Raw genomic sequence first — 26,028 nt, forward strand, 5'->3', positions numbered from 1 at the left:
TCAAGAGTTTGTGTGTGGAAAAATCTTTTAGTAAAACGTTTTACTAAACATTGAAATAAAAATATTTTATTGTAAATAAGTCTGTATAGAGAAAAAATTCTAAATATTGACACGATTATATGATGAGGTTAAAATCAAAATATAAGGTAAAACGTTTTACTTAATTGTTTAAAGTAATCGTTTTACAAATAAGTTTATTTAATTTATTGAAAGAGGGGAAAGTTATGAAAAAGAGGTTACTTTGTATTGCTTTAGCCTGCTTAATGATATTTGGATTAGTTGGCTGTGGAAGCAAAAATGACTCAGGAGATTCTGGCAGTGGTGATTCTAAAATAAAGGTTGCCATAGTTTACACAGGAAACTTAGGGGACAAGTCTTATAATGACTCTTGTAACGAAGGTGCAATGAAAGCTAAAAAAGATTTTGGTGTTGAGATCAAAAATCTTGAAGGTACAACTGCTGAAGAATGGGAAGCTAACTTCCTATCAGTTTGTGAAGATGGATATGATTTAGTTATCTGTTCTTCTTCTAACTTAGAGGAATACTTAAAAGAGCACGCTGCAAATTATCCTGACACGAAGTTTGCGATTATAGATACAACTGTTGAAGGTGACAATATAGTATCTATAAGCTTTGCTCAAAACCAAGGTTCATTTTTAGCTGGTGCAGCAGCAGCATTATTTACTACACATACCGAAATAGAAGGAATCAATGATAAAGAAATCATTGGCTGGGTAGGTGGAATGGATATTCCAGTTCTACATGACTTCTTTACTGGATATGAGCAAGGTGCTAAATACATCAATCCAAACATAAAAGTATTACAATCTTTCGCTGGAACTTGGAACGACCCATTAAAAGGAAAAGAGTTAGCATTAGCACAATATGAGCAAGGCGCTGATATTGTTATGAACGTAGCTTCTGGTACTGGTCCTGGTATCCTTGAAGGAGCTAAAGAAGCTGGTAAATATGCTATCGGAGTTGACCTAAACCAAGATAACGATCAACCAGGCTCAGTTATAACTTCAATGATGAAGAGAGTTGATAACGCTTGTTACTTAGCAATTCAATCAGTGGTTGAAGGAACTTTTAAAGGTAACACAACTTCCTATTTAACTCTTACTGATGGTGGAGTTAGTTTAACTGATTTCAGCGTATTCAAAGATGCTGTTGGAGACAAATTCCCACAAGACATCATGGATAAGTTAAAAGAAATCGAAGAGAAAATTGTTAGCGGTGAAATCGTCGTAGAAAACTACCCTGGATTTGGCCAAAATAAATAATTTTTTTAAGGCTAATCAAGCAAAATTATTGTCATAAGTTGTTTCAAAACCCTGTAAACAATATCAATACAAGAAAACCTCTTAATTCTTTAATAAGTATATAGATTTTTACTATAAAGAGTGTAAGAGGTTTTCTATTACCAAATTTAAGTGAATCAATAATTATTGGAATTGAAAAAGTTATTAAAAGTGAACTTTTGAAGATAAGAAGGTGATAGTTTGAGTCAATATGTTATTGAAATGAAAAATATTAAAAAATCTTTCGGTGAAGTTAAAGCTGTTAAGGATGGAAACTTTAACTTAAGAAAGGGAGAGATTCACTCCCTTATTGGAGAAAATGGTGCTGGGAAATCAACCATGATGAAATTATTATATGGTATGTATGACATCGATGCTGGAGCAATAACAATTAATGATGAGATAGTAAGAAATTTAAATCCGAAGCTAGCAATTGAAAAGGGAATAGGAATGGTTCATCAGGAATTTATGCTAGTTGATGATTTAACCGTTTTGGAAAATATCATTCTTGGGTTTGAGCCACAAAGGGGATTAAAGATAGATTTTACTAAAGCAAAAGAAAATGTACAACAATATATCGATCAATATGGAATGGATATTCAATTGCATAAGAAAATCAATCAAATTTCCGTTGGAGAGGCTCAAAGAGTTGAGATTATTAAGGTCTTAACTAGAGGAGCAAACATCATTATTCTTGACGAACCAACGGCAGTATTAACGCCACAGGAAGCAAAGAGCTTATTTAAGATTTTAGATAAATTAAGAGAAGATGGAAAGTCTATCGTATTTATCTCTCATAAGCTTGATGAGGTAATGGAGATTTCGGATAGAATAAGCGTTATGAGACAAGGGGAATATATTGGCTCCGTTGATAAAAAGGATACCTCACCAAGGGAACTTGCAAAGATGATGATAGGGAGAGAGGTATTCTTAAATATCAAGAAGAAGTACACAGAAACAGGAGAGGTTCTTTTAAAGGTTAATGACCTATGGACATCTGGGGAAAAGGAAATATCAAAAATAAGAGGTATATCCCTAGAAGTTAAAAGAGGAGAAATAGTTGGAGTTGCTGGGATTGATGGAAATGGACAGAGTGAGTTTATTGAGTCTCTTGTAGGTCTTAGAAAGGTTGAAAGAGGACAGGTACTTTTAGAAAATAAGGATATTACAAATTTAAATCCAAAGCAAGTTAGACAAGCTGGTGTTACATACATTCCTGAGGATAGAAATACAAGAGGATTAAATAGAGAACTTAGTATAGCAGAGAATTTAATTGCAACTAATGTGGATAGTAAATTTTCTAAAGGAGTAATACTTAACACCAACAAAATGAAGGAGTATGCTGACAGACTGGCTGAAAAATTTGATATAAGGCCAAGAGATACAAAGATTGCTGCCAGTGCTTTATCAGGTGGAAATGCTCAAAAGATAGTCGTTGCTAGAGAGGTTGAAGATGGAGGAAAGCTTTTAATTGCATCACAGCCTACAAGGGGTGTAGATATTGGAGCAATAGAATCTATAAGAAGCATTATACAAGAGGTTAAAGCTAAGGGACTTGGAGTTCTTTTGATTTCTGCAGATTTAGAGGAAGTAATGTCTCTTTCAGATAGAATTGTTGTTATGCACGAGGGAAAAATTACTGGGGAAATGAGTGCAGATGAAGCTAATGAAGAAAACCTAGGATTACTAATGATGGGTGGAAAAGAGCTAGGAGAGAAAGGAGAAGATGTTCAATGAATTCAACCTTAAAAAGTGCTAGAAAAATTTTATTAACCATGTTACTGGCATTAGGTATTGGTGCTCTATTTATTCTTTTAATAGGGGAAAATCCAATTGAAGCATATGCAGCACTTCTAAGAGGAGCTTTTAAAGGAAAGCTGAAATTTGGAACTACCTTAGCCAGCTTTACTCCACTGCTATTAACCACAATGGCCTTTGTAGTAGCATCTAAGGCTGGAGCATTCAACGTAGGGGTTGAGGGTGAAGTATTTTTAGGAGGAATTGCTGCTGCATATATTGGTATATACTGGACCTTTCTTCCAAAGCCACTGTTACTTGTTGCCTGCTTTGTGGGAGCAATTGTGGTTGCAGCTGCATGGGCATTTATCCCTGCAATTTTAAAGGCTTATTACAATGTAAGTGAGGTTTGTGTAACTATTTTAATGAACAGTGTTGCACTTTATATTACCTCCTATCTTGTTAGTGGACCAATGAGTGCTGGGGTTGCCAATGCACAGTCACTGCCTGTAACTGTTAAGTTAACTCAGTTTATGAAACCAAGTAGTGTTAACATTGGTTTATTTATAGCAATTATAGTTACTATCGGTATGATCTGGATGATGAAAAAAACATCCTTTGGATATAAATTAAGAACTGTTGGAACAAATCCAAAGCATGCAGAGTATGTGGGAATCAATCCTAAAAAAGTATTTATAAAAAGTATGATGATTAGTGGAGCTCTTGGAGGGATAGCAGGCTGTATTGAGGTTTTAGGGGTGCATGGATTCTTCTTAAATAACTTTGCAGTTGGTCTTGGTACTAACGGAATGCTAGCTGCTCTTATTGCTAAGGGAAATCCAGTGTTCGCAGCAATTATGGCATTCTTCCTAGCTATATTAAAATCAGGAGCTATGGGAATGCAGCAAAGCACAGGTGTTCCAAAATCTATCGTTGATACAATAACTGCAGTATTTATTATCATTGCAACTATGGAACTTTTATTCCAATTCACTGGCAAAGCAAAGAAGAAAAAAGCTGGTAAAGTTGACAAAGTAGAAAAAATAGAAAGTGAAGCTTAAGGGGGAGTTAGCATATGGATTTTAGTAGTATTTTTAGTGTTTCGTTGATTTATGCTACCTTTCGTTCCGCCACACCGATTATATATGCTGCCTTATGTGCAGCAATAACTCAACAGGCTGATATTTTAAATATCGGAACAGAAGGAATTATGCTGACTGGTGCTTTTACAGGAGTTGCAGTTAGTTATCTTACAGGAAGTTGGGCTTTGGGTATCTTAGCTGCAATGCTGGCAGGGCTTTTCATGGCATGGATTATGGCTGTTGCTCACATAAAATATAAAGCAGAAATTTGTGCAATTGGTATGGGTATTAACATGTTTGCCCTTGCAATAACAAAATTTTTACTTAATAGTGTTTTAGGAAAAAGTGGTACTTTTACTGACCCTGCTATTAAAGCAATACCGAGGGTACATCTAGCATTTTTAGATAATATTCCAATATTAAACGATATATTTAATAACTGGAGTATTACTGAATGGTTTGTAATAGTTTTAATTATCGTTATAACCTTTGTTTTCTATAAAACTAAATGGGGATTACATTTACGTGCAGTAGGTCAATTTCCAATGGCTGCTCAAACAGCAGGAATCAATGTTAATGGAATGAAATATCAAGCAATATTAATATCTGGTTTAATCGGAGGATTAGCTGGTGCTCACTTATCCCTTGGATATAGTAATCTGTTTACAGAGAATATGACAAATGCCCGTGGATTTATGGGAGTTGCGGCAATGTACTTTGGAGGTGCCCATCCAGTGCTAACAACTATAGGATGTTTAGTATTTGGATTAACTGACTCAATAGGGGCAAGATTACAAGCTTATGGAGTACCATCTCAGTTTGTATTATTAATGCCATACGTAGTTACTGTTGTAGTTCTTTCAATTTCTATGATTTCTAAGAAGTCAATGGAGAAAAGGCGCAAGAGCTCTTTAGTAGAAGCAAAGAATGTAAAAGTGGAGGTATAACAATGGAGAAAAGAAAAATAATTTTAGATTGTGATCCAGGACATGATGATGCCATAGCAATTATGCTGGCAGGAAAAAGTCCATATATTGATTTATTAGGAATTACAGTGGTGGCTGGAAATCAGACCATTGAAAAAACTGTAAGAAATGCTCTAAATGTTTGTCAGCACTTGAACATTGACGTACCAGTTCATGGCGGTTGTGGACAACCAATGATTAGACATAGACAAATGATTGCAGATGATATTCACGGAAAAACAGGCTTAGATGGTCCAATATTTGAGGAGCTTACAAGAAGAGCTGAGGATAAGCATGGAGTTAATTACATCATTGATACCTTAATGGAATCAGATGGTGACATTACTGTAGTTACAACTGGTCCAATGACAAATCTTGCCATGGCAATGAGAATGGAGCCAAGAATTATACCTAAAATTCAGGAAATTGTTTTAATGGGTGGTTCCATGGGACTAGGGAATGTTACACCTGCTGCAGAGTTTAACATAATAGCAGATGCTGATGCAGCTTTTGTATGCTTTACCAGCGGGAGACCAATAACTATGATGGGTTTAGATGTAACTAGAAAAGTTTTATGTGTTCCTCAAGTAGTTGAACGAATGGATAAAATAAAAAATAAAGCTTCTCAATTATTTGTAGATTTAATGAGACATTTCAATAAAAGTCAAAAAGAAGTCTTTGGATGGGAAGGCGGTCCGCTTCATGATCCAGTAACCATTGCATACCTTATAGATCCATCAGTGGTAACTTTAAAGGCAATGAATACTGAAATTGATATAAGAAGCACATCAAGCTATGGAAGAACTAACTGCGAATTCTTTAATTACAACAAGAAGGAAGCTAATAGCAATGTAGCTGTGGATATAGATGTAGAGAAGTTTTGGGATATCATAGAACAAGGAATTCGTAATTACCAATAATCATAGATAATTAATATGAGTTTTGAGGTAGATGAAATGAAGGAAAATATATTAAGGGAAACCTTAGAAAAAAATAAAGAAGAATATATTAAATATTTAAGTGACTTAATTGCTATTGATACTCAAGTAATTGGACATGGAATTGGCGGTGGCCTTGAGAAAAAGGGACAAGAATACATGAAGGAACTTTTTCAATCACTTGGAGCAGATGAAATAACTGAAGATCCAATGAAGGAAGAAGTAATTGAGGACTCTTTGGAAAAACATCATGAGGGAAATAGGGGACACAATTATGAGGGGAGATTCAATTTATATGGTCACTTTAAAGGTAAAAGCAGAAAAACCCTTATGTTTAACGGACATATAGATACCATGCCACCTGGGGAATTATCTCAGTGGAATACTGAGCCTCACACTCCAGTTATCATTGAAAACAAGCTTTATGGTTTGGGAGCAGCAGATATGAAGAGTGGATTAATGGCAGCAACCTTGGCTGTGAAGCTTATAAAGGATGCTGGAATGGAACTTCCAGTTGAGGTTATAATCAGCTCCGTTTGTGATGAAGAAGGTGGTGGAAATGGTTCAATCCTTGCAGCCATGAATGGCTTAAAGGCTGATGGTGTTGTGGTTTGTGAGCCTACTAATGATGAGCTTATCTTAGCGCATATGGGATTTGTATTTTTCAAGGTGGATATTAAAGGAAAGGCAAATCACTCAGGTGGAAAATGGCTTGGAGTCAGCGCCATTGACAAAGCAATTAAGATAATTAATGAATTAAATGAAGTTGAGCACAGATGGCTTCTTACTTATAAGCATCCACTTCTGCCAGCACCAAACTTAAATGTGGGTGTGATAAATGGAGGTACTGCAGGTTCTACAGTGCCAGGTGAATGTAGTTTTTCAACTTGTATCCACTATCTTCCACAGGTAATGACCATGGAACAGGTAATTAGTGAATTTGAAGGAGCAGTGAACAGAATTGCAGATAGTGATTTATGGCTTAAAGAACACAGACCTTCAATTACCATGTATCAAAGTGGTGGAGCCTTTGAAATGGAAGAAAACCATGACTTTGTGAATACCTTTAAGAAGTCCTATGAAGCGGTTAATAATAAAGCTGTTAAGGTGGTTGGGTCTCCAGCAGGTTGTGACTCGAGAATTTGGAAGAACATGGCTGGATGTCCAACAATACAGTTTGGACCAGGCGACTTAGAACAGTGTCATTCAGTTAATGAATATGTTTCTATAGACCAATACTTGAATGCGATTTTGATTTATGCACAGATGATTATGAATTGGAATCAACAATAATTAAAGAGTTTTAGGAGGAATAATTATGAGCAAAAAGATATTATTAGCAGGGGAATCGTGGATGAGTTATACAACTCACGTTAAAGGATTTGATAGTTTTTACACATCAGTTTATGAAACAGGAGAAAAGTGGCTTAAAGCTGCTTTAGAGGAAGCAGGATATGAAGTTGACTTTCTTCCAAATCATATAGCACCAGAAAAGTTTCCATTCACAATGGAAGAGTTAAAAGAGTATGACTGTGTTATTCTTTCAGATATTGGAGCGAACACAATATTATTACCAGTACCTACTTTCACAAAAAGTATAAAAATGCCAAATAGGTGTAACTTAATCCGTGATTATGTTTTAGATGGCGGTGGTCTTGTAATGGTTGGGGGATACCTAACTTTCTCAGGAGTTGATGCAAAGGGAAAATGGCATGATACAGCAGTTCAAGAAGTTCTTCCAGTTGAAGTTTTAACTGTAGATGACAGAATGGAACACTGCGAAGGAGTTCTTCCTGTAACAGTTGCAAATCATGAAGCTATTGAGGGAATTCCAACACAGTGGCCCAATGTATTAGGTTATAATAAAACAATTGCTAAACCAGAAGCAGAGGTTGCAGTAACTGTTGAGGGAGATCCATTCATTGCCTTTGGTAAATATGGCAGCGGAAGAAGTGCGGTATTTACCTCTGACTGTGCTCCTCATTGGGCACCACCAGAATTCTGTAACTGGGAATACTACAATAAGTTATGGCAGGGTATTGTTAACTGGGTTATTAATAAGTAATTTAGGAAGGTTAGATGACTAGGATGATGGATATTATAAAAAAACAAGAAGCCTTAGATATTCTCCTAAAGGTTTTATCAATTCCAAGTGTCAATAGAAAAGACAACGAGGGCATCATTGCTCAGTTCATCTGTGATTATTTAAATAGAAATGACGTTGAAGCAGAGGTTCAGTGCATAGATGAGACACATTCTAATGTTATTGCCAAGGTTCAAGGTCAGGAAGAAGATAGATGTATTATATGGAACGGTCACTTAGATACCGTTCCATATGGTAATCTTCAGGAGTGGTTAACTAATCCAGAGTTACCTGTGGAAATTGATAACAGAGTATATGGACGTGGAGCAAGTGATATGAAGAGTGGTCTTGCAGCCATGGTATATGCATTATGTCAGTTGAAGAAAAGAACGGAAAAGCCACAAAAAACAATATACTTTATTGGAACCTGTGATGAGGAAAAGGGTGGTTTAGGTGCTGAGGGTATATTAAAAAAATATGATTTTATTAAAAGAGGACAACTTTTATTGATAGGGGAACCTACTGGCTGTAATCTAGGGGTTGCTCAAAAGGGATGCATATGGATTGAACTTCACATAGAAGGTAAAACAAGCCATGGAGCTTATCCAAAAGAAGGGCTTAATGCAGTTGAATCAGGATTTCAGATAATAAGTGAATTAAAGGAATATATTAGTTCTTTTAATCATGAAATTCTTGGGGAATCAACAATGCAGATTACTGGCATTGACGGTGGAGTGGCAAATAACATGACACCAGATAAGTGTAAATTTATTTTGGATATAAGAGTAGTGCCACAGCTAAGCTTATCAATGATAGAAGAAAAATTATTATATATTGTTGAAAAGTTTAATAAAGGAAGAGAAATGAAGCTTCAATATAGCAGTAAGGTTTTAAATTCCAGAATTGCAATTGAAATTTCTAAAGATAATCTATGGTTGAAAAGATTCGAAGAGAATTTACTTAATAGTGGCGATAAACCAAAGTATATTGGAATTAATTATTTTACAGATGGATCAATTTTAGCGAGACAAGATAAGGATTTACCAGTGCTTTTATTTGGAGCTGGTGAACCTAGCGAGGCACATAAGCCTAATGAATGGGTAGATATGGAAAAGTATTATAAATCAATTGATACTTTATTAAATATATTTTAAGATGCAGAAAATCATTTGTGATAATTGCAGATGAGGATACACAGAGGTGATAGGAATGAAGGTACTAAATTTAGGGTCTCTTAATATAGATTACGTATATGATGTGGATCACTTTGTCCGTGCAGGAGAAACTCAAGGTTCACTTAATATGGAAACCTTCTGTGGAGGAAAGGGTTTAAATCAATCTATAGCTCTAAGCAGAAGTGGAATTGAAGTCTGGCATGGAGGTGCTGTGGGGTTTGATGATTCTAAAATGCTCCTAGACACCTTAGCAGCAGCTGGAGTTAGAATAAATCTTATAAATAGAAAAAATAGTAAAAGTGGACATGCTATAATTCAAAAAGTTAAATCAGGTGAGAATTGTATATTGCTTCATGGGGGAGCAAATCATATGATTACCAAAGAGGATGTAGCTTTCACTTTGGGAAATTTTCAACAAGGAGATTATATAATTCTTCAAAATGAAATTAGTGAGCTACCATATATAATGGAGTCAGCTCATAAAAAAGGAATGAAGGTGGTATTTAATCCATCCCCTATTAGTAGAGAAATTATGGATTATCCACTAGAGTATGTAGATTACTTTATATTAAATGAAATTGAAGCTGCAGATATATGTGATGGTCATGGATTAGAAGGCAGTGAGTTAATTGAAAAGCTTCATGGATTATTTCCAGAGTCTAAGATAGTTCTTACTCTTGGAGAAAAGGGATCTATTTATAAGGACTCTGAAAAAATATATCATCAGCCTATATTTAAGGTGAAAGCTGTAGATACAACGGCTGCAGGAGATACCTTTACTGGATTCTTTATTGGAGCATTGGTATCAAATAAAGGGGTAGAGGATTCTCTGGAAATAGCTGCGAAGGCTTCGGCGATTTCAGTAACCAGAAATGGAGCCAGTGTTTCCATTCCAACCTTGGAGGAAGTGGTGGGGCATAATTGGAGCAATGGTGATAAGTAAAGACACTTATATAAAGTGAATAATGGCATTTAATGTAAATAGGTTATTTGATAATATAAAAATTAACGTAAATAAGATATAAATGATTAAGTTGTACGGCTTTATGACCTAGAAGATATATTATATTTTCTAGGTCTATTTTTATAAGCTATAATGAAAATGGAAGGTATTGAACATGACAATATAGAAAATATGAAATTAATAAATATCGTGGTATAATATGGCAGAGAATTAATGAAGTGAGTGGTGAAAGTATGAAAGCAACATTAAAAGATATTGCAGCAGATACTGGGTTTTCGGTGACAACAGTTTCCTTAGTTTTAAATAATAAGCCTAGCAAAATTCCAGAAGGTACTAAGCAAATCATATTGGAGGCTGCCCAAAGATTAGGTTATAGACCTAATCAATTAGCGGTGAGTTTGGTAAAAAAAAGAACAGATACCTTAGGACTTATAGTATCGGATGTAAGCAATCCGTTCTTCTCAACATTGGCTAAAGGCGTTGAGGATATCTGCAGGGAAAATGGGTGTAATATGATATTGTGTAACACTAATAATATGCATAAATGTGACTTAGATTATATCAATATGCTTGTAGATAAAGGTGTAGACGGGATCATCTATGGTATGGCCGGAGATTCAACCTTAAAGAATGCAATAGACAGTTGTAATTTAATGAAGGAACAGGATATGTCTTTTGTAATAATAGATAGATATTTTAAAAAGTTACATACCTCTTATATTGGTGTTGACCACCTTATGGGGGGATATTATGCAACAAAGCATCTCATTGAAATGGGACATAAAAAGATTGCTTGTATAACAGGTCCTTTACATTTAGATGATGTTTTAGAACGATTAAAGGGATATAAAAAAGCCTTAAAAGAAGCAGGAATTAAGTATGATTCTAAATTAGTGTTTGAAGGAAGATATAATATGGAAAGCGGTGCTGCTGCTTTTCCGTGGTTAATGAAAACAAAGTGCACTGCTGTGTTTGCCTTTAACGATATGACTGCTTATGGACTTTATATTGAAGCAAAAAAGAATGGCGTATCAATACCAAAGGATTTTTCTGTAGTTGGATATGATGATATTTACTTTTCAAAAATATTAGAAGCACCTTTAACGACTATAAAACAGCCAGTGTATGAAATGGGAGTTAAGGCTACAGAGATATTAATAGAAGCTATAAAAAATAAGAAGAGGCCTGAAGAGCAGTTTGTTTATCAGCCTGAATTGATTGTGAGGAGTAGCACAAGGAAATTTGAATGATTTTTAAATGTTAATATAGTAATCTATAAAACACCACAGATTATTAAAAAGTTGTGGTGTTTTTTAGTGTTAGTAAATGGGTTTTGAGAAAATATATTAATGGAAAAGAGATTTCCATGAAAAAAGGGTGACTATGAAGTAGGTATAAGGCATCAAAGTTGATTAGAATCAGGAGTTTTAGTAGTACCAATCAAGATTAGTATGTGCACCTTTAATATTGAAATAACCTTATAAAATTATTTATGTCATAAAGTGTTAATGAAATCACATTGAATTATAGAATATTTTTTTAAAATCTTATATAAAAAATATTAACATTAAATATATGTCAGCATATGATATCGTATAAGGTTAAATGTTTCAAAGAAAACTTTAACTTTGCGCTTTAAATTAAATAGAAAATAGTGTTATAGTAAGTAAATTCCTATATGAAAATATAGAAATTTATACACTTTGTAGCGCTAATTGCATAAATGTGTTTGAATAAGAATAAAGGAATGGTGAATATATAATATGTCTAATGAAAGAGAAAATCTAAATTTTGATGAAAATTTTAGAGACGGCTTACGTAATGACTCTTGTAGAGAAGAAAGATTCGAAGATAAATGCGAATGTGATAGAGACAGAGATAGAGATAGAGACTGCGATAGAAATAGAGAAAGAAGAGAATCTCCTACAGATAGATTATGCAGAACTGTTAGAGAATCTGAAAGAAGAAGTGGAAGAGTACTAGGAGAAGCTTGCGAAGAGTTTAATAGAAGAAGATGCAGAGAAAATGAATCAACTACTGACTTATTATGTAGAGCAAATAGAGCAGCAGAAGAAGCAAGTGAAAGAATTTTAAGAGAAGCTTGTGAAGACTTCAGGAACCTTAACAGAGGCGGCAGAAGAAATGAATCTCCTACAGATATATTATGTAGATTGAATAGACAGGCAGAGGAAGCTAGTGCAGCAATTCTAAGAAGGACTTGTAGAGAATTATGCAGACGTAGAGGCAATGAATCTGTTACAGATATATTATGTAGATTAAATAGGGGTGCAGAAGTAGAAAGCAGAAGGTTGTTACAAGAAACTTGTGGAAGACCTCGTAGAGACGAAGACAGATGTGAAAGACCTTGTAATGAAGGCGTTTGGTCAGGCGGAAACCAATGGGATGCATGGAATCAATGGTGTCAATGGAACCAATGGAATCAATAGTGCTAATAAAAATGTAGACGTGATTAAGAGAATGTCTTAGTATTATCATATTTATCTTAACGCTATTTTGAAAAGCACCAGTTTTGATGTTGTTGTAGTTCATTAGAACAAGCTTAAAGTAAGTATAGGTAAGTTTATGAAGAGTAGATAGATTTGTGTAAAAACAAATATATCTACTCTTTTTTATAAAACTAACTTAGTAGTATTATTATTTATAATAAGAGCTAGAATGATATTAGTGAAAATTATTTATCGAGGAAGTCCATAGAGTCCGCTAGTGTTATCCATAAATAGTGGAAGGTGTGGAGGATTCAAGGTCAAGGTAATATACATTAGAATTAATAAAACTATTAAAATTATAACTACCGTATAAGCTGTGTCTGTAAAATTACCATGTTTATAAACATAAAGTCCGAAAAGTTGAGCTACAGCAACACTGATGAAAAAGGAAGTAATGTCCATGGATGGGGAGTGAATATTAAAGCCTCCAGTATAGGTATAGTAAAATAAGACAATAAGTATTGGTACTGATATAGTTGCAACGAAGGCGGCAACAAACCAATTGTTACCATTGACTCCTAATTTTTTCCCGCGGACTAAATACCAAAGTAGCCACCAGCAAAGCATTGGGAAAAGGGCTAGTTTAGTATGCTCCCAGATGCTTTCGTTAATTGGAGCAATTAGGGCCACAAAATTTAATTTTCCTGTAAGTTCATAAAGAAAGTGAAAAATAGAACCAAGAATAAAGATAATTGGAATGCCGAGGAGTGTCCAATAGGTTGTTTTATTGGTTTTAGTTGAGTTCATAATAATCTCCTAATAAGTATTTATTATAAGATATTATTATTCATAACAAGAGGTAATTATAAATTAAAATAAAAAAAAATTATAAGTATATGGGTATTTTTGCACCCTTTAAACAAAATTATATGGAATGATTAAAGTTATTTTTTTATTATATCAAAAGCTTTGAGAAGAATAGTTTGTTATTTTAGGTATATTTATACTTATTTTATATTTATAATGATAATATACTTAATAATAGGTAGATTAATAGTGAGAAATTATATGATAAGTTTGGAGTACAGAAAGTGTTAATATAGTTGTTAAAGGAGAAATGGAGATGAGGATTCGCGAACTAAATAAAAGGCAAGTGGAGATGTGGTATAAAAAGGAGCTTGTAACGACTTTTGTTGAGCAGGAAAGAAAGCCTTTGGAAGTAATATTAAAACTTATAGAGCAGGAAGAATATGAAGTGCTTGGGGTATTTCAATTGGATGAATCTCAAGAATTATTTAATGAAGAAAATATGGTCGGTTATGCAACCATTGCTAAAAATAAGGGGGTAAATTTATTACTCCTTGATTACTTAGGCGTGACTAAAAGATACAGAAACAAAGGTGTTGGAGGTAAAATATTGGGAATGCTTAAAGAGTATTACAATGAGATACCTATAGTTTTAGAATCAGAACTTCCTATGGAGGGGGGAGCGCTAGAAGAAAATCATATAAGAGAAAGAAGAATCAATTTTTATAAACGAAATGATTTTATACCTGTTTATGAAATGGCAACTTGCGGTTTAAGATGGCAGGCATTGATAGGTGGAACAAAGGATGTAATAAATTTAATAAATATAGAAGATATAATGAAATTACATAAAGAATTGTATTCAGAAAATCGCTACGATGTGGTAATACCATTAGGAAAAGATGAGGAACCACCAAAGTCTTGTTGGGCGAAGTAAGTTAATAAATAATATATACTGAATTTTAGCCAAGAAATGTAAGAGATAGATTTGGTGAAACAAAAGAAGCTGGCTTATTTGAATTTGTAAAACACAGGCTGTACCAGTTATAATTAAAGATATTGACACAGGGATTTATAAAGTGTAATATTAATATATCGATAAATATAGATATGAGGTGAGGATGTGCCAAACAATCATGCAGCTAATACTAAAGTGTTTAAAGCTTTCTGTGATGAGACGAGATTATGTATTTTGGAGCTTTTAAAAAGTGGAGAAAAATGTGCTTGTAAGTTATTAGAAGAGCTGAAAATCGGGCAGTCTACATTATCCCATCATATGAAGATATTGTGTGATTCAGGAATAGTAGTGGCAAGAAAAGAAGGTAAGTGGTCTCATTATTCTATTAATAAACCAGGGGTAGATGCAGCAAAAAATCTTATAGATTTATATACAAATATAGATTCTCAGGAAAATTGTGAATGTAATAACAAAACCATCTAAAATGAGGTGGTTTTATTATTGAAGTACATATCGATACATTTAGATTTATAAATGCATTTACAGATGAAAAGTAAACCTAATAGAACAGGTTATTTAGTAGAAAATTATGGAGATAAGAAGTAGGAGGAATTTAGGATGAAAAAGAAGGTAGCATTTATTTGTGTTCATAATTCATGCAGGTCACAAATGGCAGAGGCATTAGGAAAAATTTACGGAAGTGATGTGTTTGAAAGTTATTCAGCAGGTACTGAGACAAAGCCACAAATCAATCAAGATGCAGTAAGGGTTATAAAGGATTTATATGGAGTTGATATGAATGAAACTCAAAAGTCAAAATTATTATCAGATATTCCAGAGGTTGATGTTGTTGTAAAAATGGGCTGCAATGTTGTATGTCCACATTTAAGTGCAGAGCATATTGAGGATTGGGGCTTAGAAGACCCTACAGGAAAATCAGAAGAAGAATTTATTAAGACTGCAAAATCTATTGAAGAAAAAATAAAGGACTTAACAGAAAGAATAAAATCAAACAAGATTTAAAATTACGATAATAATTTTTTATTGAAATAAACAGGCATAATCAAATTAGTTTTTATTAAAATAAACAGACATAATCAAAGTAAGGCAGTTGGTTATGTCTGTAGTTTTATTAAAGATATTCGTTAATTTAAGAATATAAGACGTAGATAAAATTCTAGCTATTAAATTAGATATGGAATAAAAGACGATAAAGCTTAGGAAAAATAGAGTTGAATGGTTAAAAATTTGATCAAGAGAGGTGAAATAAATGAAGAAAGTAGATATGACTAAGGGAAAGGTTATGTCAGTAATAATAGCATTGGCATTACCTATAATGGGAAGTTCATTATTACAATTTACATATAATTTAATTGATATGCTATGGGTTGGAGGGCTTGGTAGTGATGCAGTAGCAAGTATAGGTTCCTCCAGTTTTTTTCTCGGACTAGGATATTCTATTAATGCTTTAGTGGTAATAGGAGCAGGAATTAAAACTTCTCATGCTATAGGTGCTAAAAAGGAAGAAGCGGTAAGGGAATATATAAATGCAGCATCTTTTATAAACTTAATTTTAGCTTTGGTTTATAGCTTAGCGTTAATTTTTTTAGGGAAAAACCTTATTGGATTTCTGAATCTTAACAATGCTACAGTTGAAAACAATGCATATTGGTATTTAGCAATGAGTGCCCCTATGATGTTTTTTACATTTTTTAATCTTTTATATACTAGGGTCCTTAATAGTTATGGAAATAATAAATCAGCATTAAAGATTAGTGCCACAGGAATTGTACTTAACATAATTTTTGACCCAATATTTATTTATGTATTTAAAATGGGTGTTGTTGGAGCAGCAACAGCTTCATTATTAGCAAATCTAGTTATGTTCATAATATTTATGATCAAATATAGAGAGATATTTAAGTTTAATTTTCAGGTTGGGATAAATAAAGAAAAGGCAGCGGAGATAATTAGGTTAGGATTTCCTATGTCATTTCAAAGAATTCTCTTTACTTTGGTAAATATAATGTTAGCAAGAATAATAGCTAGTTTTGGTTCAAATGCTATTGCTGCTCAGAAGATAGGGCTTCAAATAGAATCCATAATATTTATGGTAATTGGAGGGTTAAATGGTGCAATTTCAAGCTTTGTAGGTCAAAACTTTGGGGCTAAGAAATATAGAAGAATCGTTGAAGGATATAATAGTTCATTAATAATAGGAATAATATATTCTTTAGCGACAGCTTTAATGTTTATATTTATACCAGAGATATTTGTAAAACTATTTATCAGGGATGAATCAACGATTTTAATAGCTAGTGGATATTTAAGAATAGTAGCAGTATCACAAATCTTTAGCACCATAGAAATGGTATCCAATGGATTATTCACTGGAATAGGAAAACCTAAAATTCCAGCCACTATTAGTATTATTTTTACGGCTTTAAGAATTCCCATGGCTTTAATATTAATTAGATATATGGGAATAGATGGTGTTTGGTGGAGTATAGCTTTATCAAGTATATTAAAAGGAACCGTTGCTTATTTACTTTATAGGATTAATATAAAAGGGGGATATGCTAATGAAGAGTGATTTATTAATGCAAGTGAAAGAACTAACATATTTAGATAAACATTTATTATGCGGCGACTTTGGACTGGAGAGAGAAGGGTTAAGGGTTGATAGTAATGGAGTTTTATCCTTTGAAAAGCATCCAGAGATATTCGGAGACAAGATTTCAAATCCCTATATAACTACTGATTTTTCAGAAAGTCAAATAGAGTTAATTACGCCTGCATTTAATAGTTGTGAGAAAACATATAATTTTTTAAGTAATCTTTATAACATTGTAGTCCTTGATATTAAAGAAGATGAGTATATATGGTCTCAATCTATGCCATGTATAATACCAAGTGATAAAGAAATTCCAATTGTAACTTATAATGAAGATTCCCAGGCAGGATATGAAGCTAGGTCATATAGAGAACTGCTGATGAAAAAGTATGGTGGCAAGAAACAATTGATATCTGGAATTCACTATAATTTTTCATTTAATGAAGAAATGATTAAAAGGCTTTATGAAAATAACAATGAAGAAATTGAATTTAAACAGTTTAAAGACGACATATACTTGAAAATGGCTAGGAATTATCTTAGATATAGATGGTTAATCTTATATTTGCTAGGTGGCACAGGAGTAATACATGAGAGTTATACAAAGGAGTGTGTACGTCAATTAGAGGAAGTTGCGGATGGAGCCTTTTCAAATGAGGGAGCTGTATCTTATAGAAATAGTGAATGTGGGTACAAAAACAAAGTTGACTTGTATCCAGATTATTCATCTGCTGCTGGATATGTTAAAAGCATAAATGAATATATTGAAAATGGTATAATTGAAAGTCATAAAGAATTATATAGTTCCGTTAGGCTAAAAGCAAAGGATAATAATAATCTCCTAGAATCAATAGAGATTGATGGTATTAATTATTTAGAATACAGAAGCATAGATATAAATCCTTTTGACAAGTGTGGTGTCAGCCTTGATGACTTAAAGTTCCTTCAGGTATTTAACATTTTCTTGCTATTAAGGGAAGAGCAAAATTATGAAAAGTGGCAAGAGGAAGCTGATGAAAATCAAAACTTAATAGCTAGATATGGTCATGAGAATATTGATTTAAAGTTAAATGGTGAAGCTATTAAAAGGGAAGCTTGGTCATTGGATATTTTAGAGGAAATTAAACTTATAAATAATGAACTTTCTTTAGGAAAAGAAAATATTATAGATTTAATGATTGAAAAAGTTAAAAATTATAAATTAACCTACTCATATAAAATTATAGAAAAGGTTAAAAACGAAGGCTTTGTTGAAGCTTATATGAGTTTATCTAAAGGATATAAAAAGGATGCCTTTAATAATAGATTTAGATATATTGGGTATGAAGATATGGAGCTTTCAACTCAAATTTTATTAAAAGAAGCTATAAAAAGAGGAATAAAGGTAGAAATTATTGATGAAAGTGATAATTTTATTTCTCTTGAGAAAAACAATAAGGTTGAATATGTGAAACAAGCAACTAAAACATCTAAAGATAATTATATTTCAGTGCTAATGATGGAAAATAAGGTTGTAACTAAGAAGATCCTTGAAAAAGCTGGAATAAGAATACCTTCAGGTATGGAATTTCATGATATAGAAACGGCTATGAATAATGCAGATAAATTTATCAATAAGCCTATAGTTATAAAGCCAAAGTCAACAAACTTTGGACTTGGAATTAGTATATTTAATGAAGGCAGTAAAAAAGAAGATATAGAAAAGGCTTTAAATATTGCATTTAAATATGATAGAACTGTACTTGTTGAAGAGTTTATTGAAGGTAAGGAATATAGATTTTTAGTTATAGGAGACGCTGTGGCTGGAATACTTCATAGGGTTCCAGCTAATGTTGTGGGTGATGGAAGTAGAACCATAACAGAATTAGTTGCAGAGAAAAATATGAATCCACTTAGGGGCAGAGGTTATAAAACACCTTTAGAGAAGATTAATTTAGATGATAATGTTGACCTGTTTTTAAAGCAAAGTAATAAGACTGTATCTTATATACCTAAAGATGGTGAGGTTGTTTATCTACGAGAAAATTCCAATATAAGTACAGGTGGAGATAGTGTGGATTTTACCGATGGCATACCAGAGAAGTTTAAAAAGATTGCAGTTGATGCAGCAAAGGCAGTTGGAGCTAAAATCTGTGGAGTGGATATGATAATAAAAGACTATGATGATAAGAATTCCAGCTATGGAATAATAGAATTAAACTTTAACCCAGCAATTCATATTCATTCATATCCCTATATAGGTAAAGAAAGAGAGATAGCAAAAGCTATATTAAAGTTGTTAGAGCTTATATAGATATATATAGATAGACATACAGATGATAGATAGGTTAAAAATAATTAAATTAAGGTCTGATTTAAGAAGGATTAGAAAATAAACTCAGATAAAAGTTTGATAGTATTAACTTAGTTATAAACATATATAATTGTAATTTCATAGTAATATTTAAAGTTCATATGGTAAAGCTAATACTAAAATACTTTGAATGGAGAGGGTAGAATGGATTATCCTATGTTTTGCTATCAATGTGAACAAACCGCGGGGGGAAAAGGGTGTACAAAAGTTGGAGTCTGTGGGAAAACCCCTGAAATTGCAGCCCTTCAAGATTTACTTGTATATCAGGCCAAGGGCATTTCCTGTTATGCAAAGGAGTTAATAAAAAAAGGTGAGAAGATAAATAAGGAGATTGTAAGTTTTGTTGAAAATTCATTATTTACAACCCTTACAAATGTTAACTTTGATCGTGATGCTCATGAAAAAATGCTAAGAAAATCTCAAGAAATAAAACAAGATTTAAGAAGCAAAGTGTCAAGCTGTGAAGATTGTTGTGAGCAGGCAGCATATAATTTAAGTGATACCCTAGATGGAATGTTAGAGGATGCAAAAAAGGCTGGAATAATGTACGACCAAACTTTAGATCCAGATATACGTTCCTTAAGACAAACTATCATTTATGGATTAAAGGGAATTTCAGCTTATGGTCATCAAGCTAGAGAGCTTGGGTACTATAATGATGAGGTAGATGAATTTTATTTCAAGGCATTAGCAGCAACTTGTGATGATAAATTAACAGTAGAAGACTTAATTACTTTAACCTTAAAGACAGGGGATATGAGTGTTGCTGTTATGCAGAAATTAGATGAAGCAAACACCACAGTATATAAAAATCCAGCACCTCATAAAGTAAATGTTCACTATAAAAAGGGTCCATTTATAATAGTTTCTGGACATGATTTAAAAGATTTAGAAATGATATTAAAGCAAACAGAAGGCAAAGGAATAAATGTATATACCCATGGTGAAATGATTCCTTGTCATGGTTATCCAGAGCTTAATAAGTATCCTCATTTAGTTGGAAACTTTGGCGGTGCATGGCAAGACCAACAGAAGGAATTTGATAATATTCCAGGCTGTATATTAATGACTACCAATTGTCTTATGAAGCCTAGAGATTCCTACAAGGATAGAATTTTTACAACTAGCGTGGTTGGCTGGGAAGGCGTAAAATATATAGGAAAAACTGAAACTGGAGAAAAAGACTTTAGTGAAATAATAAATAAAGCACTAGAGCTTGGTGGATTTGAAGAAGATCAAGAGCCAAAGGAAATATTAGTGGGCTTTGGACATCATGCTACCTTAAGCAATGCTCCAGCTATTATTGATGCAGTTAAATCAGGAAAGCTAAGACACTTCTTTTTAATAGGAGGCTGTGATGGAGCAAGACCTGGAAGAAACTACTATACAAACTTTGCAAAGAAAGTTCCAAAGGATTGTATTATACTTACACTAGCTTGTGGTAAATATAGATTTAATAAGTTAAACTTTGGAGAACTTGAAGGGCTTCCAAGACTTTTAGATGTTGGACAATGTAATGATGCTTATTCAGCTGTCAGGATAGCCTTAGCACTCGCAGATGCCTTTGACACAGATGTGAACTGTTTACCACTTTCAATAATACTATCTTGGTATGAACAGAAAGCAGTTGCAGACCTATTGGCACTATTATCCTTAGGTGTAAAAGGAATATATCTTGGACCATCCTTACCAGCATTTTTAAGTCCAAATGTACTTCAATATCTAGTTGATACCTTTGATATCAAACCTATAAGCACACCAGAAAAGGATTTGGCAGCCTGCTTAGAGGTTCCTGTAAAATAAGAAGGTAAATATAAATGAGTGGTCATGGAAATCTACAAAAGATTAAAAATGGAAAGAGGACCTATGGAATAACTCCTCATATACCAGGTGGTTTTATAACTCCAGAGGATCTTATTAAAATAGGTGAGGTTGCAAAAAAATACAAGGGTGTTTTAAAGCTAACCTCTGGTCAGAGAATTTTAATAACAAATTTAAAGGAAGAGGATCTAGCTGATATATGGGATGAACTAGGGATGGAGCCGGCTGTAAGAAATCAAAACTCTTTAAAAAATGTTGAGATATGTCCTGCCAACTATTGTAAGAGATCTAAATATCCTACCATAGGAATCGGTATGAAAATAAGCAAGAATTTTCATGGCATGGACTTACCATGTAGAACTAAAATAGGTGTTTGTGGGTGTAAAAATGCATGCACAAGTGTTTACGCTAAAGATCTTGGAGTTTTAGTTGATGTGGATGGAAAGTTTTTTATTACAGTAGGTGGGAGTGCAGGACATAATCCACGCAGTTCGGATATTTTAATAAAAGGTTTATCAGAAAAGGAAGCTTTTCTGATGGTAAAGAGCATATTAAATTATTATAATGAAAATGCTCAAATGGGTGAAAAACTTGGAGATTTTGTAGATAGAATAAGCATAGATAAATTTAGAGAAGATGTTTTGAGAGATTTAAAGGAAGAATGATTAAAAAGGGTATATCATATGTAGAAAAATTAAGTTTAGCAATTCTTAATTAAAAAAATCCTTTAACTTATAGAATTTAAAATAGAATTTAAATTCTATTTACACAAGAAAACTTGAAGTTGTGTTATAACAATTTCAAGTTTTCTATTTTTATATTAAAGTTGAAGCATATGAATTATTATTAAAAATAAAATGTTATTATATGGTAAAGATCATTAATAAAGCTTATAATAGGAAATATGTTACATGATGAAGGGGGAATTTTAATGGCAAAGGCATTGCTTGCAAGAAAGGATGTAGATCAAGCTCTTACTTGGGACTTGAGTGCAATCTACGCAACAGAAGAAGCATTCCAAGATGATGTGAAAAAGATGAAAGAGTTATCTGACAGTATTGAAGGACGATATAAAGGAAAATTAAACACTGCGGAAAGCATCAATAGCTGCTTGGATGAGCTTAAGGAATTGTATAAAATCATAGGTTTAACAGTGGAGTATGTACAACTTGCAGTATCAGTGGACTATACCAATAATGAAAATCAAGATAAAGCTTTTAAGGTAATGAATTTATTTTCTGAAATCGAAAGTAAACTTAGCTTCATAAATAGTGAAATTATTGAAGCTGATGAAAAGGTTTTGGAGGAAGCAATTAATTTATCTAAGGAAAATAGCAATTTCTTAAAAGAGAAAATAAGAAATAAAGCTCATGTTCTTCATCCAGAGGTTGAAAGAGTTTTAGCAGCATTATCAGAAACCATGGAGGGACCGTATAAAATCTATGAGCAGGCAAAACATGCTGATATGGATTTTAAAACCTTTGAAGTTAATGGGAAAACTTATCCATTAGGATATGCTCTTTTTGAAAATAATTACGAGTATGAAAAAGATCCAGTTGTTAGAAGAGCTGCGTTTAAAGCTTTTTCTGATAAGTTAAAGGAATATGAAAACACCACTGCTGCTGCATATCAGCTTCAAGTTCAAAAGGAAAAGACAATGGCAACCTTAAGGGGTTTTGATTCAGTTATTGACAGTCTTCTTTTCCCACAACAGGTTGGACGAGATTTATACAATAGACAGATAGATTTAATTACAGAAAAGCTTGCACCTCATATGAGAAAGTATGCAAGACTTCTTAAAAAGATTCATGGTCTTGAGGAAATGACTTTCGCAGATTTGAAAATTGCAGTAGATTCAGAATATGACCCAGAGGTTTCAGTTGAAGAATCCAAAAATTATATTGAGGATGCCTTAGCTATACTTGGTGAAGATTATTTAGAATTAGTTAAAAGAGCTTATAGTGAAAGATGGGTTGATTTTGCTCAAAATAAAGGCAAATCAACAGGTGGATTCTGTGCATCGCCTTATGGAAGTCATCCATTTATTTTATTATCTTGGAGTGAAAAGATGTCAGAGGTGTTTACCTTAGCTCATGAGCTTGGTCATGCAGGACACTTTAGCTTCTGTAATGAAGCACAAAATATATTTGATACAGATGTTTCAACTTATTTTGTTGAAGCACCATCAACCATGAATGAACTTCTTATGGCAAATTATCTTATAAAAACTAATGAAGATAAAAGATTTAGAAGATGGGTGTTATCTTCAATGATTTCAAACACCTACTATCATAACTTTGTTACTCACCTTTTAGAAGCTGCTTATCAAAGAGAAGTATATAAAATCATCGATGCTGGTGGAAGTGTTCAAGCTGAAACTCTTAGCAGAATAAAGAGAGAGGTTCTTGAAAAGTTCTGGGGTGAGGATGTTAAGATTAATGAAGGTGCTGAACTTACTTGGATGAGACAGCCACATTATTATATGGGACTTTACTCCTATACTTATAGTGCTGGACTCACAATTGGTACAGAAGTGAGCAAGAGAATTTTAAAAGAGGGACAGCCAGCCATTGAGGATTGGAGAGAGGTTCTTAAAGCAGGTGGAACTAAATCTCCTGTTGAACTTGCAAAAATGGCAGGGGTGGATATAACTACAGATAAACCTCTTCTTGATACCATTGAGTATATAGGAAGCATTATTGATGAAATTGTGAAGCTTACTGAGGAAATTGAAGGAAAGTAGTAGAATTGAAAACTAATCAGACTGAGCTTTTGCTCAGTCTTTTCGTTTATTTTAAATGAGACATTATAACTAAGTAGAATAATTATATGAAATTTTCATAATTGACTATATAAAATAAAATTGTTGAAAAGGTGATAAAATCGATTAGGGGTAATATGCTTAAATTACTTAATTTAAAATTCTAATTTTACACTCAGGAGAAGATAATGTCTTATAAAGAATACAAACCAAGTGATGAACTTAAAATGTTTATAAAATGTTTTTGGATAATGGAAAAGGATTATAGTATTAATTCTAGAAATAAAGGGCTTGAATTTCTATGGACAACAGGTTTAACGGAAATATTATATATAATTGGAAACAAATTTAAGTATTTAAATGGAGAAGCTGAAGAAATACTATATTCAAAGGACAATAATGAAATTGTAGATTATTTAAATAGATATTGTTCAAATTTTATAAGAAATGATGAGTTTTCAAAGGTTTTACATAAAATATATACGGAGGACAATATTTCTTTGCAAGAATTAGCTGAAGAGTCTAATTTGTCCTTAAGGCAGTTTGAAAGAAAGGTTAAGAAGTTTACAGGGTTCACACCTAAGCAGCTAGTTACAATAGTTAGATTTTATAGAGCCAGAAAAACAATGTTGTTTACAAAGGATTATATTCAAGTGATGACAGATTTGGGGTACTATGATTATTCTCATTTTAGCAAAGATTTTAAAAAGTATTTCAGCATAACTCCAAAGGAATTTATTGATATCTACAACAGATATTGATTTATATATGTCGCTTTTTTACAATACTAAATTTAGAGAATTAAATATAATTTAGATATAAAACTAAGGAGGAAGAAAAATGATAAACAAGATTGGAAAAATAACATTATATGTGAATAATCAAGAGGAAGCTAAGGAGTTCTGGACTAATAAGATGGGATTTGTTGTAAAGCTTGAGCAGCCTATGGGACCTAATATGAAGTGGCTGGAGGTTGGACCAAGTGCAGAAGAATTTACATCTTTTGTTTTATATGAAAAGCAATTGATGAAATCACAAAATCCCGAAGCAAATGTGTCTCATCCAAATATTATTTTAAGTACAAGTGATATTCAAAGTACTTATGATGAAATGAAGGCAAAGGACATTAAAGTTGAAGAATTAATGATTATGCCTTATGGGAAGATGTTTGTATTTAAAGATCAGGATAACAATGATTACTTAGTAAGGGAAGATAAATATTAATAATGAAGATTAAAAAAGAGTGCAAAATTTTAGCACTCTTACTTTTTTTTATTATATGAGAAAGTTAATATTTAAATATACATACTAGGAAAGTGAAACTTATTTATCTATATCATTATTACCTTCGCCTAGATCAAAATCATATCGATTTAGTGAGTAAGCCTCAATAGTGTTGCAAATTAAATTTGCATATTCTGGATCAGTTGCATATCCAGCTAATTTTATTGCTTGGACTTGTTCTATATAGTTCTCAGCATTAAAAACACCTGCATCTTCGTATCTTTGATTTTCCTTTAAAAACTTTCCATGATCTCTTACGGAATCCTCAAATCTATCATATACTCTCCACTTTGATATTGTTGTAACTGCTTCGCCATTAACATACTCTTGTGTTGGCATTTCAAGAATATCACCACTCCAGCTTTCATCAGCTTTGATTCCAAATAAATTATTAGCTTGTACAAATAGTCCAGATTCACCCCATCCAGATTCATGTATTGCTTGAGCAATAGTCACAGAAGGAAAGACACCAAATTCTTTATAATTTTTCTCAGCTATAGGTACTAATTTAGCGATGAACTCTTGCTGCCTTTTATATTGAAGTTGTTCTTCAGAGTCTTCATATAGGTGGTACTTTTGGTTACCAGTAAACATATTAATCATAAAGATTAATGAAAATATACATATACCAATTATGACTAAATTCTTTTTATTTATTTTATTTTTGATATTAACTTTATTAGATTTTATTTTGCTTAAGTTTATAAGAAATCTTTTATGTTTTTTCATATTATTCTC

General features: G+C 32.8%; 23 protein-coding genes. 21 read left to right on the forward strand and 2 right to left on the reverse strand.

The features are described 5' to 3' along the window. The first annotated feature begins 224 nt into the window (after positions 1-224). From BN1075_RS12845 to BN1075_RS12895, 11 genes are all read left to right on the forward strand, one after another. Positions 225-1,283 (forward strand): BMP family ABC transporter substrate-binding protein, encoded by a 1,059-nt coding sequence (locus tag BN1075_RS12845; protein WP_040193629.1) that lies wholly within the window; start codon positions 225-227, stop codon positions 1,281-1,283. 219 nt (positions 1,284-1,502) lie between these two features. Further along, complete coding sequence (locus BN1075_RS12850) at positions 1,503-3,038, forward strand: ABC transporter ATP-binding protein (protein WP_404988881.1); 1,536 nt, start codon at positions 1,503-1,505, stop codon at positions 3,036-3,038. Further along, complete coding sequence (locus BN1075_RS12855; protein WP_040193631.1) at positions 3,035-4,099, forward strand: ABC transporter permease; 1,065 nt, start codon at positions 3,035-3,037, stop codon at positions 4,097-4,099. The genes BN1075_RS12850 and BN1075_RS12855 overlap by 4 nt, the downstream gene beginning before the upstream one ends. A gap of 14 nt (positions 4,100-4,113) precedes the next feature. Beyond that, positions 4,114-5,067, forward strand: a complete 954-nt coding sequence (locus tag BN1075_RS12860; protein ID WP_040193632.1) for an ABC transporter permease — start codon at positions 4,114-4,116, stop codon at positions 5,065-5,067. A 2-nt stretch (positions 5,068-5,069) separates the two neighbouring features. Then, entirely contained in the window at positions 5,070-6,005 is a 936-nt protein-coding gene (locus tag BN1075_RS12865) for a nucleoside hydrolase (RefSeq protein ID WP_040193633.1), read from the forward strand. A gap of 36 nt (positions 6,006-6,041) precedes the next feature. After that, positions 6,042-7,316 carry a M20 family metallopeptidase gene (locus BN1075_RS12870; RefSeq protein ID WP_040193634.1) on the forward strand — a complete coding sequence of 425 codons (1,275 nt, stop codon included), beginning with the start codon at positions 6,042-6,044 and terminating at the stop codon, positions 7,314-7,316. 25 nt (positions 7,317-7,341) lie between these two features. After that, positions 7,342-8,088: a glutamine amidotransferase gene (locus tag BN1075_RS12875; protein ID WP_040193635.1), complete on the forward strand. Its 747-nt coding sequence runs from the start codon at positions 7,342-7,344 to the stop codon at positions 8,086-8,088. Positions 8,089-8,102: 14 nt separating this feature from the next. Beyond that, positions 8,103-9,260 (forward strand): M20 family metallopeptidase, encoded by a 1,158-nt coding sequence (locus BN1075_RS12880; protein ID WP_040193637.1) that lies wholly within the window; start codon positions 8,103-8,105, stop codon positions 9,258-9,260. 55 nt (positions 9,261-9,315) lie between these two features. Further along, positions 9,316-10,224 (forward strand): ribokinase, encoded by a 909-nt coding sequence (locus BN1075_RS12885; RefSeq protein WP_040195146.1) that lies wholly within the window; start codon positions 9,316-9,318, stop codon positions 10,222-10,224. 254 nt (positions 10,225-10,478) lie between these two features. Beyond that, positions 10,479-11,495, forward strand: a complete 1,017-nt coding sequence (locus BN1075_RS12890; RefSeq protein ID WP_040193638.1) for a LacI family DNA-binding transcriptional regulator — start codon at positions 10,479-10,481, stop codon at positions 11,493-11,495. Between the two features lie 513 nt (positions 11,496-12,008). Next, positions 12,009-12,692 carry a hypothetical protein gene (locus tag BN1075_RS12895; RefSeq protein ID WP_040193640.1) on the forward strand — a complete coding sequence of 228 codons (684 nt, stop codon included), beginning with the start codon at positions 12,009-12,011 and terminating at the stop codon, positions 12,690-12,692. 249 nt (positions 12,693-12,941) lie between these two features. On the opposite strand, the gene BN1075_RS12900 is transcribed toward BN1075_RS12895, so the two are convergent. After that, positions 12,942-13,499 carry a DUF6512 family protein gene (locus BN1075_RS12900; protein WP_040193642.1) on the reverse strand — a complete coding sequence of 186 codons (558 nt, stop codon included), beginning with the start codon at positions 13,497-13,499 and terminating at the stop codon, positions 12,942-12,944. Positions 13,500-13,851: 352 nt separating this feature from the next. Here BN1075_RS12900 and BN1075_RS12905 point away from each other — a divergent pair, with 352 nt between their 5' ends. The 10 genes from BN1075_RS12905 to BN1075_RS12950 all read left to right on the forward strand — a co-directional run bounded on the left by BN1075_RS12905 (position 13,852) and on the right by BN1075_RS12950 (position 25,230). Continuing rightward, complete coding sequence (locus tag BN1075_RS12905; RefSeq protein WP_148315511.1) at positions 13,852-14,436, forward strand: GNAT family N-acetyltransferase; 585 nt, start codon at positions 13,852-13,854, stop codon at positions 14,434-14,436. Positions 14,437-14,622: 186 nt separating this feature from the next. Beyond that, complete coding sequence (locus tag BN1075_RS12910) at positions 14,623-14,940, forward strand: ArsR/SmtB family transcription factor (protein ID WP_040193645.1); 318 nt, start codon at positions 14,623-14,625, stop codon at positions 14,938-14,940. A gap of 135 nt (positions 14,941-15,075) precedes the next feature. Beyond that, positions 15,076-15,480 (forward strand): arsenate reductase ArsC, encoded by a 405-nt coding sequence (locus BN1075_RS12915; protein ID WP_040193647.1) that lies wholly within the window; start codon positions 15,076-15,078, stop codon positions 15,478-15,480. A gap of 247 nt (positions 15,481-15,727) precedes the next feature. Continuing rightward, positions 15,728-17,050: an MATE family efflux transporter gene (locus tag BN1075_RS12920; RefSeq protein ID WP_040193648.1), complete on the forward strand. Its 1,323-nt coding sequence runs from the start codon at positions 15,728-15,730 to the stop codon at positions 17,048-17,050. Then, a complete protein-coding gene (gene gshAB / locus BN1075_RS12925; RefSeq protein ID WP_040193649.1) occupies positions 17,040-19,364 on the forward strand; it encodes a bifunctional glutamate--cysteine ligase GshA/glutathione synthetase GshB in 2,325 nt (774 codons plus the stop codon). Before BN1075_RS12920 ends, gshAB begins: the two co-directional genes overlap by 11 nt. 204 nt (positions 19,365-19,568) lie before the next feature. Then, complete coding sequence (gene hcp / locus BN1075_RS12930; RefSeq protein WP_040193650.1) at positions 19,569-21,227, forward strand: hydroxylamine reductase; 1,659 nt, start codon at positions 19,569-19,571, stop codon at positions 21,225-21,227. A 14-nt stretch (positions 21,228-21,241) separates the two neighbouring features. Next, complete coding sequence (locus BN1075_RS12935) at positions 21,242-21,910, forward strand: nitrite/sulfite reductase domain-containing protein (protein ID WP_040193651.1); 669 nt, start codon at positions 21,242-21,244, stop codon at positions 21,908-21,910. Positions 21,911-22,176: 266 nt separating this feature from the next. Then, positions 22,177-23,988, forward strand: coding sequence for an oligoendopeptidase F (pepF, locus tag BN1075_RS12940; RefSeq protein WP_040193652.1), 1,812 nt, complete (start codon positions 22,177-22,179; stop codon positions 23,986-23,988). 206 nt (positions 23,989-24,194) lie between these two features. Next, positions 24,195-24,767: a helix-turn-helix domain-containing protein gene (locus tag BN1075_RS20815; RefSeq protein ID WP_052406538.1), complete on the forward strand. Its 573-nt coding sequence runs from the start codon at positions 24,195-24,197 to the stop codon at positions 24,765-24,767. 79 nt (positions 24,768-24,846) lie between these two features. Further along, positions 24,847-25,230 (forward strand): VOC family protein, encoded by a 384-nt coding sequence (locus BN1075_RS12950; RefSeq protein WP_040193654.1) that lies wholly within the window; start codon positions 24,847-24,849, stop codon positions 25,228-25,230. A gap of 99 nt (positions 25,231-25,329) precedes the next feature. On the opposite strand, the gene BN1075_RS12955 is transcribed toward BN1075_RS12950, so the two are convergent. Further along, positions 25,330-26,019 carry a glycoside hydrolase family 73 protein gene (locus tag BN1075_RS12955; protein WP_052406539.1) on the reverse strand — a complete coding sequence of 230 codons (690 nt, stop codon included), beginning with the start codon at positions 26,017-26,019 and terminating at the stop codon, positions 25,330-25,332. Positions 26,020-26,028 lie beyond the last annotated feature (9 nt).

Origin of the sequence: Clostridium culturomicium (assembly GCF_000821305.1) — a bacterium.
GTDB classification, from domain to species: domain Bacteria; phylum Bacillota; class Clostridia; order Clostridiales; family Clostridiaceae; genus Clostridium_J; species Clostridium_J culturomicium.

Excerpts from the sequence above, each read along its gene's own strand:
- BN1075_RS12845 (WP_040193629.1), top strand. The coding sequence starts at position 225 with ATGAAAAAGAGGTTACTTTGTATTGCTTTAGCCTGCTTAATGATATTT.
- BN1075_RS12855 (WP_040193631.1), top strand. The coding sequence starts at position 3,035 with ATGAATTCAACCTTAAAAAGTGCTAGAAAAATTTTATTAACCATGTTA.
- BN1075_RS12860 (WP_040193632.1), top strand. The coding sequence starts at position 4,114 with ATGGATTTTAGTAGTATTTTTAGTGTTTCGTTGATTTATGCTACCTTT.
- BN1075_RS12865 (WP_040193633.1), top strand. The coding sequence starts at position 5,070 with ATGGAGAAAAGAAAAATAATTTTAGATTGTGATCCAGGACATGATGAT.
- BN1075_RS12870 (WP_040193634.1), top strand. The coding sequence starts at position 6,042 with ATGAAGGAAAATATATTAAGGGAAACCTTAGAAAAAAATAAAGAAGAA.
- BN1075_RS12875 (WP_040193635.1), top strand. The coding sequence starts at position 7,342 with ATGAGCAAAAAGATATTATTAGCAGGGGAATCGTGGATGAGTTATACA.
- BN1075_RS12880 (WP_040193637.1), top strand. The coding sequence starts at position 8,103 with ATGACTAGGATGATGGATATTATAAAAAAACAAGAAGCCTTAGATATT.
- BN1075_RS12885 (WP_040195146.1), top strand. The coding sequence starts at position 9,316 with ATGAAGGTACTAAATTTAGGGTCTCTTAATATAGATTACGTATATGAT.
- BN1075_RS12890 (WP_040193638.1), top strand. The coding sequence starts at position 10,479 with ATGAAAGCAACATTAAAAGATATTGCAGCAGATACTGGGTTTTCGGTG.
- BN1075_RS12895 (WP_040193640.1), top strand. The coding sequence starts at position 12,009 with ATGTCTAATGAAAGAGAAAATCTAAATTTTGATGAAAATTTTAGAGAC.
- BN1075_RS12900 (WP_040193642.1), bottom strand. The coding sequence starts at position 13,499 with ATGAACTCAACTAAAACCAATAAAACAACCTATTGGACACTCCTCGGC.
- BN1075_RS12905 (WP_148315511.1), top strand. The coding sequence starts at position 13,852 with ATGTGGTATAAAAAGGAGCTTGTAACGACTTTTGTTGAGCAGGAAAGA.
- BN1075_RS12915 (WP_040193647.1), top strand. The coding sequence starts at position 15,076 with ATGAAAAAGAAGGTAGCATTTATTTGTGTTCATAATTCATGCAGGTCA.
- BN1075_RS12920 (WP_040193648.1), top strand. The coding sequence starts at position 15,728 with ATGAAGAAAGTAGATATGACTAAGGGAAAGGTTATGTCAGTAATAATA.
- gshAB (WP_040193649.1), top strand. The coding sequence starts at position 17,040 with ATGAAGAGTGATTTATTAATGCAAGTGAAAGAACTAACATATTTAGAT.
- hcp (WP_040193650.1), top strand. The coding sequence starts at position 19,569 with ATGGATTATCCTATGTTTTGCTATCAATGTGAACAAACCGCGGGGGGA.
- BN1075_RS12935 (WP_040193651.1), top strand. The coding sequence starts at position 21,242 with ATGAGTGGTCATGGAAATCTACAAAAGATTAAAAATGGAAAGAGGACC.
- pepF (WP_040193652.1), top strand. The coding sequence starts at position 22,177 with ATGGCAAAGGCATTGCTTGCAAGAAAGGATGTAGATCAAGCTCTTACT.
- BN1075_RS20815 (WP_052406538.1), top strand. The coding sequence starts at position 24,195 with ATGTCTTATAAAGAATACAAACCAAGTGATGAACTTAAAATGTTTATA.
- BN1075_RS12950 (WP_040193654.1), top strand. The coding sequence starts at position 24,847 with ATGATAAACAAGATTGGAAAAATAACATTATATGTGAATAATCAAGAG.
- BN1075_RS12955 (WP_052406539.1), bottom strand. The coding sequence starts at position 26,019 with ATGAAAAAACATAAAAGATTTCTTATAAACTTAAGCAAAATAAAATCT.